We start from the raw sequence: 12,630 nt of genomic DNA, 5'->3' as shown, positions 1-12,630 counted from the left end.
AGAGCATGGGGCGAAACCGTTGAGTTTCACCGACGATATTGCGCTGGAAATATTTTGTAATGAAAGATGGCAGAGGAAAAATAGGAGGCGCAGCAGTACTTTGTCAAGGGATAGTTTCTGAACCTATGCGCGATGATTCGTTGCGCACGCAGCAATTGTTTCGCGCATGAAACGGTCGCGTGCACGCGGGTCGGCGATGCGAGATCTCGCTGCAACGCGACCGCGAGCGCAGGAAGAACGGGATGCCCGGCAATGCTCTACAGGTTGTCCGGATGATTGCAATCCGTGGCTTGCGCGCGTCGGCCGACGCACCCAATTGGGGACATACTTCTCGTGCGGTGCGTGACGGTTGAAAAGCACGTCCGCACATTTAGCTACTCTTATAAATAAAACCTGCACGGTAAAAAATTCCGCAACTCGATCTTCGCCAGAACACAGCCAACACGCATATGTGCGCCAGGCAACAACGGAGATTGACGCGCTGTGCGAAATCAACCATATTTTGACCAGACGGCTGCGCTCGGTCCGGCCCCGTCGCTTTCCTTCGCATGCAGATCGTGAGTTCCGCGAGGCCTTGCCCATCGCTTCAACGACGATTCTGAGCATGCCGAAATGGCATCGCCATAACGGTGGGACGACATCATGTCCGCTCAGATTGGTCGCGACCATAATTTCCCCGCGGCGTGCAAGCGTTGCGGCGGACTGCTGTACGAAAACTTCGAGTTCTGCCCTTACTGCGGCACGGATTGTCCACTCGACAAAGTCGCGCTGGGCACCCATCCGAAAGCCACGTTGACACCCCTCGGCGCCACGGCGGCGGCGCCCCCCGCGCCCGCGGCCGCGAAACTCATGCAGGCGGGCGTACCCGCGACTGACGGGCCGTCGCTGAACACCGACTCCCAGCCCGGCGCGCAGCACGCCTTAGCGCTTACACACGGGTTGCGGTTTTCGCACATGGGGCAATGGATCTTTCCGAGGGGCCTGTTCGTTTTCGCTCTCATACTTGCGTTCGCGTACGGCACGTATCTGCTGTTCGGTACCAACCGCCAGCGGGAAGGCACAGCCAGCGAAGAGACCCTGCACTCTTCGGGCGGATCGGTTTCGACCGATGCGTCTGCGCAACAGTCCGATGAGACGCCCCCTGCCGCCGGCAGGCAGAGCCGCGAGCAGCCGCAATCGCCCCCGCGCAATGCGCACCCCGCGCCGCAATTCGCGGACGTGGCCGACGGTCTGCGTGTCGCGCGGACCAGCCTTGCGGAAAACAACCTGTTCGACGCGAAAGCCGCGGCCAATGCCGTGCTCGCGCGCGACGGGGGCAACGAGGAGGCGCGCGCGCTACAAAGCGAGATCGCGGCGCACGAGCAGCGGCGGGATAGCGCCTTGCAAAACGCGGACCGCTGCGTCGCGCAGCGTGCCTGGGCCTGCGTGCAGCAGCAGGCTTCGGAAGCGCTCGCGATCGATTCGAGCAGTCAAGCCGCGCAATCGTTGATGGAGCGCGCCATCGTATCGACGGCGTGGAAGCCGCTCAGCCCGCCCAACGGCGCCCCGCAAGTGAACGCGGCAGCGGCGTTGCCGCGCGGCGCGAACACCGTGCGGCTGCCGTCGTCGCAGGACTGGAATACGAGCGCATCGCCGCCCCCACTGCCCGGCGCGATGAACACAGCGAATGCCACGAATGCGGCGAACGTCGCGACGGCCGCCAGTCCCGCCGGCGGCGACAACAGCGTCGACGCCCAGGAGCGCGCGATCGTGCAAAACGGCTGGAAGCGCGCCGCGCCGCCGGGCGCCACGCATTGAACAGGATTCCATAACATATCGAAGTCTGCCGTACATCGCAATCAAGGCGGGAGAGAGACCATGCTGAAAACGACTCTAGCGGGAGTGGCGGCGCTGATCGCCCTGCTTTTCTCAGTGCTCGCCGTCGCCGCCGAGGTCGACGCGCACTACCGCATCGTGACCGGCCCGGAGCGCGGGACGTACATTCAGATCGGCCAGGACCTGGCGAAATGGGTCGCGCAGCCGGCGGGCATCGACCTCGAAGTGATCCCATCGAAAGGCTCGGCCGAAAACGTGCAGCGCATGCGTTTCGAGCCCGGCGTGAAGCTCGCGCTCGTGCAGTCCGACGTCTACCAGGCTTACGTCGACATGGCCAATTCCGGCAACGAAGAGGCCGGCACGCTGATACGGCCACTGCGGCTCATCATGCCGCTCTACGACGAAGAGATTTACTTCGTGGTACGTAGCGACTCGCCGATGAAGACGATCAACGAGATCAAGGACAAGGTGATCAGCGTCGGCCTGATCGGCAGCGGCACCGCGCAGTCGGCGACCACGCTGTACCGCCTCATGTTCGGCCAGCCGATTCCCGAGCAGAACGCGCAGCACCTGAGCAACGAAGACGCGCTGGCCGCACTCATCGTCAAGAAGATCGATGTGGCGATCATCGTCGCGGGGCAGCCCGCCAAGCTCTTTACCGACATGAACCCCGAACTGCTGCAGCAGATCCGCTTCCTGCGCGTCGATCCGAACGCGCCGGAAACGGCGCGCGCAAAGCAAACCTACTATCCTGCGACGATTCACGTGTCGAGCTACCCGAACTGGCTCAAGGAAGACGTGCCGACGTGGACGGTCAAGGCCTTTCTCGTCACCTATGACTACAACCTGCGCGATACGGTCGGCAACCTGAAGCGCTTTGCCGATTCGCTCTGCGAGAACTTCGACAACCTGCAGGAGCACGGCCATCCGAAGTGGAAGCAGGTGAAGCTCGAGCTGCCGGGGCTCGGCAAAGGCTGGCAATACTATCCGCCCGTCGAGCGGCGCCTGAAGGCGTGTTTCGCGCATCGGGCCGCGATGAAGGCCCCCACGGGTTCGACCGCGGCGCAAGGCTCCCCCGCCGCGCAACGAGCCGATGGGCGGCCATGCTCGGATCAGGAGCGCCTGCTCCTGCTCTGCAAATAATCCCGCAAGGAATCCGCCAGCCGAACGCGGTCCCCACCGCGCGTGAACAGCCAGCAAGTGGGCCCTTCCATCGCCAGTACGAGGTGGAAGGCGATCCCCTTGTGGCCGCATGCAATCTCTCCTGGTATCTGCTTTCAGGATGTCCTAATGTCCATGGGTGCCGAGTTGCCGGCACGTCGAAACGGTCTTCCCGATGCAGTGCGTCCTACCCTAACAACAAACAAGGAAACACCCATGAGAGATACCCCGTTCGCAGTCCGGCGTAAAACGGCACGCCTGCATGCCGCAATCGCCATCGCAGCCGCGGCGCTCGTGCCCGGCGCACACGCTGCCGAAAGTAACGCCCGTCACCCGGCATTCAACCGGCTGCCGTCGTTCGTGGTCGCGAGCAGTCTGCAAACCACCAGCTACGATGGCGTCAGCGACGATCTGTTGACCGCCGGGCTCGGCAAAACCGGGCTTGCCGGGGCGCAGCCGGCCATCGCGAACCCCGCGGCCCCGACGGCCGCGGAACTGCGCCGGCTCGCGATCTGGTCGAACTATCGTGCGCTCGTCGATATCAGCGCGAACGGCGGTTATGGCCGCTTCTGGGGGCCCAACGTCGATCTTTACGGCAACGACACGCTGGGTGAAGGCAAAATTGCCGGCACCGAATATCTCGCGTTTGCCGACGACGGCAGCGGCCGCCAGAATGTCAGCCTGCTCGTGCAGGTGCCAACCAGCTTCAATCCGGCGAACCCGTGCATCGTGACAGCCACGTCGTCGGGTTCGCGCGGCGTGTACGGCGCGATCTCGGCGGCCGGCGAGTGGGGACTCAAGCGCGGCTGCGCGGTCGCCTATACCGACAAGGGCACAGGCAACGGCGCAGAAGAACTGATGAGCGGCCTCGTCACATTGATCGATGGCGTCACGGCCAACGCCGCAACGGCGGGACGCACGAGCATTTTCACCGCGAACGTGCCGGCGGGCGCGCTCGCCGCCTACAACCAGAAGTTTCCGAACCGTTATGCGTTCAAGCACGCGCATTCGCAGCTGAACCCCGAAGCCGACTGGGGCAAGGACACACTCGAAGCGGTCCAGTTCGCGTACTGGGTGCTCAACCAGCAGTTCGCGCCGCGCGTCGACGCATCGAATCGCGGCGTACGCTACGCGCCCGGCGACATCACGACGATCGCGGCTTCCGTGAGCAACGGCGGCGGCGCATCGCTCGCCGCAGCCGAAGAGGACACGGGCAAGTGGATCACGGCGGTGGTGGTCGGCGAACCGCAGATCAACGTGCGCATGCCCGGTGACGCGCAAGTCAGGGAAGGCGGTCAGCGCATTGCCGCGGCCGGCAAACCGCTGGCCGACTACATGACGCTCGCGAACCTGCTGCAACCCTGCGCCGCGCTCGCGGACGCCGCCGCCGGCGCGCCCTATCTCACGGCGCTGCCCGTGGCGACCACGACCGCGATTCGCCAGGCGCGCTGCACCTCGCTCGCGGCGGCAGGCTACATCCACGGCGGCGACACGCAGGCGCAGGCGAACGACGCGCTCGCGCGCCTGCATGAGGCCGGCTATGAAGCGGACTCCGATCTGCTGCACGCGCCGATGTGGGATTCACAGGCCGTGCCGGCTGTTGCGGTGACCTACGCCGATGCCTACACGCGGTCGAGCGTGCTCGACAACCTGTGCGGATTCAGCTTCGGCACGACGAACGCTTCGACGGGCGCCGCGGGCGCTGCGCCGGCCGTCTCGCCCATGCTGACCATCTTTGGCGTGGGCAACGGCGTGCCGCCGACCAATGGCGTCAATCTCGTCTACAACGTCACGCCGCCAGGCGGCGCCGACCATCGGCTCGCCACGCCCGATGCCAGCTTCGCGGGCGCGGCATGTCTGCGCGCGTTGTGGACGAAGGGCGATCCGCGCATGCGCCAGAGCGTCCAGGCGATCAGCGTGAACGCGAACCTGCACGGCAAGCCCGCGATCATCGTGCAAGGCCGCAGCGACGCGCTCGTGCCGATCAATCATGCTTCGCGCGCGTATCTTGCGGCAAACAGCGAGCGGGAAGGTTCGCGCAGCCACGTGTCGCTGTACGAGGTGATCAACGGACAACACTTCGATGCGTTCCTCGCCGTGCCGGGCTTCGATACGCACTTCGTGCCGGTGCACTACTACAACATCGCGGCGCTCAATCTGATGTGGAGTCATCTGAAGAATGGCACGCCGCTGCCGCCTTCCCAGGTCATCCGCACGATCCCGCGCGGCGGCAGCCCGGGCGCCGCGCCGCCGCTGGGGCTCGCGAACCTGCCGGCCATCGTGGAGAACCCGGGCAGCAATGCGATTCGCGCGAACGACGGCGTCGTGAACGTGCCGCATTGAGGCGCGCAGCACGCCGGCGCGGCCGCCGCATCACACCAGCAGTTGCCGCGCCAGCACTTCCCTCGCTTGTGCCACGGTGTCCCGTTCGCCGGGGTGCGGCGGCACGAGCGAGAACACCGCGTCGGGCAGGACCGGCAGCCGGTGCTTCGGGCCGAGCCGCACGAGGCCCTCGCCGATTGCCGATGCGCACAGGCATCCCACGCCCAGACCGGCTGCGAGCATGGACTGCAGCCCGGCTACGCCCGACGCGCTGTGAACGAGCACGTAGGGTATGGCGCTTTCTTCGAGCGAGCGCACCGCGACCTGGTGCATCATGCAGTCGCCCGGCAGCAGCACGAGCGGCAACGCTTGCGGCAACTGCTCGGCGAGCGTCGGCGACGCGACCCAGTAGAGCGGTTCGCGCAGCAACTCCCAGCGCGCGTCCGCGTCGGTGGCCGCAGGCCGGAACGGGCCGCTCGACAGGTGCATGACCACGCCGAGATCGACCTGCCGCTTCGCATACGCGACCTCGATATCGGCGCTCTTCATCGCGCTCACATGCAAGCTCAGCTGCGGATAGCAGTCGCGCAGCCGCACGAGCAAACCGGCCACCTCGTTGGTGCGGAAGTACTCGGTGATCGCCACGCGCAGCTCGCCCTTGATGGCCTGGCCGCGCACGTCGTCGAAGGCGGCTTCGTTGAGCGCCACGAGGCGCCGCGCATGTTCGAGCAGACGTGTGCCCGCAGGCGTAAGCTCCACGCCACGCTTGCTGCGCACGAAAAGCGGCATGCCCGCGCGCGCCTCGAGCTTGCGCACCTGCTCGCTGATCGTGGATTGCGAAAGATGCAGCAGCGGCGCCGCCGCTGAAAGGCTGCCCACGTTCGCCACCGCCGCGAACGTCTTCAACTGGTCGAATTCGAAGCCACGCATGACATTCCACTATCCATCGAGTAAGTCGATGGATAGTACCATCAATTCCCGCTTTTCCGTCAGATCGAGGTGGATCACAATGTCGAGTGGACGCTCACGCTGCGTGTCCATTGGATAGCGCAGCCTGACGAAATCCGGCCCTTTATCGCTGAGCACACCCATGTCTGACAATACGTACGCCGCCTGCGCCGTCACGCCCCGCGCCGCCGCCGATGCCAGCCACGGCCATCACGGCTGGGCGCTGGTCGTCTTGCTGGTGGGCGCGATTCTGCCGCCGCTCGACTACTTCATCGTGAACCTCGCGCTGCCCGCCATCCGCGACGGACTCGGCGCGAACGCGTCCGAACTCCAGCTGGTCGTCTCGGCCTACGCGTGCGCGAATGCCGTCATGCTGATCACGGGCGGGCGCCTCGGCGACCTGTACGGCCGCAAGCGCATCTTCATGGTGGGCATGGCGGGGTTCGTCGTCGCCTCCACGTTCTGCGGCCTCGCCACCAGCGGCACGGCGCTCGTCGCCGGACGCATCCTGCAAGGCCTGTTCGCCGCGACCCTCGCGCCGCAGGTGCTGGCCACGATCCGCAGCGTATTCACGCCGCACGAGCAGGTGCGCGTGATGGGGCTTTACGCCTTCGTTTTCGGCGTGGCCGCCGTGATCGGCCAGCTGGGCGGCGGCGCGCTCATCAGCCTGCACCCGTTCGGTCTGGGCTGGCGCGCGATCTTTCTCGTCAACCTGCCCATCGGCGTGTTCGCGCTCATCGGCAGCTGGCGCTTCATCCCGGAAAGCCGCCCGCCGCGCGGCAAGCGCATCGACGTGCCGGGCACCCTGCTGCTGTCGCTGTTTCTGCTGATGCTCGTTTATCCGCTCACGCGCGGACGCGAGTCGGGCTGGCCGCTGTGGATGCTCGCCTGCCTCGCCGGCTCGCTGCCCATGCTCGGCCTGCTGCTGCGCGTGGAGTGGCGCAGCCTCGTCAATGGCAGGGATCCGCTGCTCGACGTGCGCCTCTTCCGCAATCCGGTCATTGCGGTTGGTCTCGTGCTGGCGTTCCTCTTCTATACGATGAGTGCGTTCTTCCTGACCTACGGCATTTATCTGCAAGGCGGCCTGCATTGGACGCCGCTCGCTTCGGGACTCGCGATCCTGCCGTTCGGCATCGGCTTTCTTTCCAGCCCGCTGTTGATGCCGCGCCTCGTGCACCGGTTCGGCGGCTACCGCGTGCTGACGCTGGGCTTCGTGATGCTCGCGGGTGGGCTCGCGATTGCGGCTGCGCTCGCGGGCGTGGCGCAGCCCGGCGCCGGGTTCTACCTCGGACTCGCGGCGATCGGCATCGGCCAGGGGCTCGTTTTGCCTTCCGTCGTGCGCATCGTGCTGGCCGAAGTGGAGCCCGAGCGCGCGGGCATCGCCTCGGGCATGGTCACGGCGACGCTGCAGATCGGCGCCGCCGTCGGCGCGGCGACGCTAGGCGGCCTGTTCTTCTCGACGCTCGGCGCGGCGCCCGGCGTCATCGACTACGCCCATGCGTTCAGGACGACGATGTTCGCACTCGTCGCGATCCTGCTGCCCTGCGCGCTGCTCTCCACCGCGCTGGGACCGCTGCATCGGCGCACGCATGCGAACGGTCCCGGCACGTAAGCCAATGCGAGGAAGCGGCGGGCTGCGCCTGCACGTTGAGCGCAGCCAACGCCGCGGCAGCGCCGACAATAACGGCGAGCTTTTGAATACCCATGGTGGTCATGTTGCTTCGTTTTAGTTGTCGGGCGCACGTGTTGTTGACGAGGCCGACCTGCGCATACAGCGCCGTGCGCTTCGAGAGGAAGAACTGAGAGCCGATCGCGCCCATCACCGAGTGCCCCCCGGAGTTCACGCGGTCCTGCTGGTAGTACACGCCGGCATTCAGATCGAGGTACGACAGCGGGAAATAATCGAAGCCGCCGCTATAGATGTTCCAGCTCGAGATGAAGCGCCGCAGGATCCGTGAGTTGAAGCTCCACGAGTCATTTCCCGACATGGACGTCTACGTCGTGCAAAGGCGCGAACGCCCGCTCACCTCGGCGGCCTCGCGCTTTCTCTCCTGCATCGAGGAAGCGGCGATGCAGTGAAGCGCTTTCGTTTATATTGGATGCCTAACTAAATTTTCCGCCTCACTGCCCCTGGTCACCCACGGGAGGAAATACATTCCAGTAACCGTCGTCGTGCTGAAAGAAGAACAGCGCGTGAAATCCCGTTGTCTGGCGCGTCTCTACGCACACGTAGCGCGCCCTGCCCGAAGGGGTATGGCCAAACGCGGTGACATGCACCGGCGAGGTCGGTGCGAGCCATTTTTCGACCTGATAACGCAATGACTGCGTCTTCGTGCGTCTCATCTGGTCCTCCCAGAGATCGGTTAGTTTTGCAGCCTTTTCGCCGGAAACCGCGAAAACACCCTGCATAAACCGAACGTTCTTGATGCAGGGCGCAATTCTTACCGCGTCGCATCAAGTGTTTGAGAAAGCACTTTAACTATAGCCAGAAAAGCCTTTCGCAACATCGATTTCAGCAAGATAGCAACAAAACAACAGAAACAGGGAAACGCGCGTCCGGCCGCATCGGGCGACCCTGGCTGATGCGCCGCACCAGGCTGTGAAATGAATGGAAACGTAGGCGACGTGTGAGGCGCGTGGTCCCGGCGTATCCTGATTCCATGGCAGTTCGCAACCGGGATCTTTTGACTGGCGATCGAAATGATGAGACACGTGTACGTTGCGATTTACATCTTGTTGTTGATAGCCGTTGTCGTCGGCGTGGATATTATTTTCCTCAAAAATCTGTTCTGGCTACGACTGGCCGTGAACATCGGCATTGTCGTGGTGTTTGCCGCCGTCTACTTCGCACTATTAAAGAATCTGTAAGCCAGCGATCATGGGTAAAGGGCGCAGACCCTGCACCGCGCCCCAGACACCCGCGGCACACACGACCGCCCCCACGAAGACCACGAGCCACAAATAAAGCCCGCGGGGCCGATACCGTTGCGGGAGCGCGGTGAGGCTCAGGGCGACGAGCAACCCCAACACGAGCGGCAACATCAGCGTATTGACCACCTGCGCCGCAACGTTCAGGGAAACGAGGTCGGGCGCGAGCCAGACAGCCCAGGCACTGCCTGCAACGGCCAGCGCATACGCGCCGTAGAACCAGGGCGCGCGGTCGGGACGGTCCTCGAGCGAGGCACGGTACCCGAACACATCGCCGAGCCCCCATGCCAGCGCGAGAGAACTCACGATGGCTGCCACCAGCGCCGCACCGAGCACGCCCGCGCCAAATAGCAGACGGCCTGCAAACGGGCCCGTTACGGCAACGAGCGCATTGCTGATTTCGCCGATGCTGTCGAGGGAGCGCGGCTCGCCATGCGCCGACAACGTCGCCGCAGCAGCGACGAGCACCGCTGCCGTCAGCAATTGCGTGAGGACCGCACCGACCGCCGTCTCGACTCTGGCCGACGTGAAGTCCTTCGCCGTGAGGCTGTCCGCGACCGCCGCCTGCTGATAGAACACCATCCACGGATTGAACGTCGCGCCAATGAGCGCCGCCGCCAGATAGCCGGCCTCACGGCCGCCCGCCGCCAGGTGAGTCATCTGCGGGACCATGACCTGGAGTTTGTGGCGCGCACTCCATGCGACGGCGAAGAACGTCAGGTCGAATGCGCCGATGGCAATGGCGATCCGGTCCACGCGCTTGTGCGAGCCCGTGAGCACGATTCCGGTCAACAGGATGACGGCGAGCGGCAGCGTGACGGCACGCGACACGCCATACATTTCCCCCACGCCCGCAACGCCCGTGAACTCCGTCACGAGCGACCCCAGCACGGCCACGACCAGCCCCGACGCGGCCAGCGCCGCCCAAACCGGTCCGAAGCGCGAGCGGATGAGTTCGCCATAACCGCGCCCGGTAAATATGCCGAGGCGAACGGTCAGTTCCTGAACCATGTAGAGCAGCGGGACCAGCGCAAGCAGCACGGGCAAGAGCCGCAGCCCCGTTTGCGCGCCGGCCTGCGCGGCCGCCACGACGTTGCCTGCGTCGCAGTCGGCCAGCATCACGAGCAGCCCCGGGCCCCACAGGGCGAGCCGCCGCAGCCCTCGCGAAACGGTTTCCTTGAGCGTCGGGAGACGGGTCATGCGTTCTGAAAGGATGCGCCTGTAGTATCTGTCGCGCGATTGTAGCGTGCGAGTCGGGACCCGCTGTTCCTGCGCGCAATCGACCACACTTTGGGGATACGACATGACGACGACCTGGCTCCTTCTGGATTGCGGCTTTGATGGGGGCCTTCTGATTGCAATCTGGGGGATCCGGAGCCTCAGGCAACCGGACGCCCATCACAATCGCGCGGACATTGCAGACGTGGCGCCTGCCTGCCGATCGCAGCCTTGAGGCCGCGTCACCCCCATCAGCCGCAAGACCAGGCCTGACGTTTGTGCTCCGCAGCCCGTCCCGCGGGACGTTGAATTTCATTTTCCTTACCCATGGCCTCCATATCCGCGCGTTCATCCAGTCAAACTACAGACGTCCCTCCCGCCCTGATTCTGGGTGCCATAGGCGTGGTTTTCGGCGACATCGGAACCAGCCCGCTCTACACCTTGCGCGAATGCCTGAAAGCCGCCGGCGGAATTAGCCAGACCAACGTATTCGGGATCGTGTCGCTGATCCTCTGGTCGATCATCATTGTCGTGACGCTCAAGTATGTGAGCTTCGTCATGCGTGCGGACAACGACGGCGAAGGCGGCATTCTCGCGCTCACGGCACTGGCCGCTCGCGTGGCGCCCGTGCGTCTGCGCACCGTGCTTCTGACGCTCGGCGTATTCGGCGCCGCGATGTTTTATGGCGACTCGATGATCACGCCAGCGATTTCGGTCATCTCGGCAGTGGAAGGCGTCGAACTCGTGGATCCTCATCTGGCCACGTGGGTCGTGCCTATCTCACTCGTTATCCTGACCGGCCTGTTCAAGCTTCAAAAACACGGCACGGCCACGGTCGGAAAAGTCTTTGGACCGGTCATGATCGTCTGGTTCCTGACGCTCGCCGTGCTTGGCGTCGCTCATATCGCGCACAACCCCGGCATATTGCGCGGCGCATTGCCGTCTTACGCATTGAGCTTCGTGGCGCACGCACCCGGTACGGCGTTCGTCGTCCTCGGTTCCGTGTTCCTTGCCTTGACGGGCGGCGAAGCGCTCTATGCGGACATGGGGCACTTCGGCAAGACGCCGATCCGGCTCGCGTGGCTGCTGCTCGTGCTGCCAAGCCTCGTTCTCAACTACTTTGGCCAGGCCGCGCTCGTGCTGTCGACGCCTTCGGCGCTCACGCAGCCATTCTTCTCCCAGGCGCCGGGTTGGGCACTGCTTCCGTTGGTGCTGCTGGCAACAGCCGCGACGATCATCGCGTCGCAAGCCGTCATTTCCGGCGCGTTTTCCATGACGAAGCAGGCTGTCCAGCTTGGGTTGCTGCCGCGCATCCCCGTCATCCACACTTCGACGCACGAAGTCGGTCAGGTCTACGTACCGTTCATCAACATCTCGCTCTATGCGGCGGTCGTATTCCTCGTCGTGTTCTTCCGCTCTTCCGATAACCTCGCGGCCGCCTATGGCATTGCCGTCGCCTCGACGATGCTGCTCACGACGCTGCTCATGTACTTCGTCACCCACTGCCTGTGGAACTGGAAACCGGTCGCAACGCTGGCGGTGATCGGGCCGCTGGCCGTCGTGGATGCGATATTCGTCGCGAGTAATGCGAGCAAGGTCCTCGACGGCGGATGGTTTCCGCTGCTGGCAGGCGGCGTGCTGTTCACCATCATGACGACATGGCATCGCGGGCGGGAAATGGTCGTCGAGCGTGTGAAAAGCGACAACCTGCCGCTTCCGGCATTCATTCACTCGCTGTGCGACGGATCGCACCCGCCTCCCCGCGTGGGCGGAACGGCGGTGTTTCCGGGCGGCGTACCCGGCATGACGCCGAGCGCGTTCATGCACAATCTCAAGCATAACGGCGTGATGCACGAGACCAATATCTTTCTGGCCGGTACGACCGAGAACGTTCCACACGTACCCGAAAGCGAGAAAGTCTCGGTTAGCGATCTTGGGCATGGTTGCTACGCGGTCGCGGCGCGTCACGGCTTCATGGAAATGCCCAACGTGCCGGCAGTGCTCCTGCTCGTGCAGAAGCAGATACCCACATGGCAGTACGAGCCCGCAGCCACGTCGTTCTTCCTGGCCCGCGACACGATCCTCGCAACGGCAGAGAGCAAAGGCATGTCGCTATGGCGCGAGAAGCTGTTCGCGTTCATGGCGCGCAACGCAGCGCAGGCGGCCGAGTACTACAGCCTGCCCGCGAACCGGGTTGTCGAGATGGGTGGACAGATCAACCTCTGAGGCACAATCCGG

The 12,630-nt window shown here is 64.4% G+C and carries 8 protein-coding genes; 5 read left to right on the top strand and 3 right to left on the bottom strand.

The genetic code is table 11. The features are described 5' to 3' along the window. Positions 1-642: 642 nt before the first annotated feature. From M3I56_RS19785 to M3I56_RS19775, 3 genes are all read left to right on the top strand, one after another. Positions 643-1,797: a zinc ribbon domain-containing protein gene (locus M3I56_RS19785; protein WP_254355438.1), complete on the top strand. Its 1,155-nt coding sequence runs from the start codon at positions 643-645 to the stop codon at positions 1,795-1,797. Positions 1,798-1,857: 60 nt separating this feature from the next. Then, positions 1,858-2,958: a TAXI family TRAP transporter solute-binding subunit gene (locus M3I56_RS19780; protein WP_254355437.1), complete on the top strand. Its 1,101-nt coding sequence runs from the start codon at positions 1,858-1,860 to the stop codon at positions 2,956-2,958. Positions 2,959-3,192: 234 nt separating this feature from the next. Further along, entirely contained in the window at positions 3,193-5,319 is a 2,127-nt protein-coding gene (locus M3I56_RS19775; protein WP_254355436.1) for a D-(-)-3-hydroxybutyrate oligomer hydrolase, read from the top strand. 30 nt (positions 5,320-5,349) lie between these two features. On the opposite strand, the gene M3I56_RS19770 is transcribed toward M3I56_RS19775, so the two are convergent. Then, positions 5,350-6,228, bottom strand: a complete 879-nt coding sequence (locus M3I56_RS19770; RefSeq protein ID WP_254355435.1) for a LysR family transcriptional regulator — start codon at positions 6,226-6,228, stop codon at positions 5,350-5,352. Positions 6,229-6,388: 160 nt separating this feature from the next. Here M3I56_RS19770 and M3I56_RS19765 point away from each other — a divergent pair, with 160 nt between their 5' ends. Next, positions 6,389-7,858, top strand: coding sequence for an MFS transporter (locus M3I56_RS19765; protein ID WP_254355434.1), 1,470 nt, complete (start codon positions 6,389-6,391; stop codon positions 7,856-7,858). A 509-nt stretch (positions 7,859-8,367) separates the two neighbouring features. Here M3I56_RS19765 and M3I56_RS19760 read toward each other — a convergent pair. Together M3I56_RS19760 and M3I56_RS19755 are read right to left on the bottom strand one after the other, a co-directional pair. Continuing rightward, positions 8,368-8,589, bottom strand: coding sequence for a hypothetical protein (locus M3I56_RS19760; protein ID WP_028204722.1), 222 nt, complete (start codon positions 8,587-8,589; stop codon positions 8,368-8,370). 510 nt (positions 8,590-9,099) lie between these two features. Further along, positions 9,100-10,374 carry an NRAMP family divalent metal transporter gene (locus M3I56_RS19755; RefSeq protein WP_254355433.1) on the bottom strand — a complete coding sequence of 425 codons (1,275 nt, stop codon included), beginning with the start codon at positions 10,372-10,374 and terminating at the stop codon, positions 9,100-9,102. A 345-nt stretch (positions 10,375-10,719) separates the two neighbouring features. On the opposite strand from M3I56_RS19755, the gene M3I56_RS19750 reads away from it, so the two are divergent. Further along, positions 10,720-12,618 carry a potassium transporter Kup gene (locus M3I56_RS19750; RefSeq protein ID WP_254355432.1) on the top strand — a complete coding sequence of 633 codons (1,899 nt, stop codon included), beginning with the start codon at positions 10,720-10,722 and terminating at the stop codon, positions 12,616-12,618. Positions 12,619-12,630 lie beyond the last annotated feature (12 nt).

Origin of the sequence: Paraburkholderia sp. CNPSo 3281, assembly GCF_024206515.1 — a bacterium.
Taxonomy (GTDB): domain Bacteria; phylum Pseudomonadota; class Gammaproteobacteria; order Burkholderiales; family Burkholderiaceae; genus Paraburkholderia; species Paraburkholderia nodosa.
The sequence above is the reverse complement of the archived record's forward strand: the minus strand, read 5'-3'. Positions and strand labels throughout refer to the sequence as shown.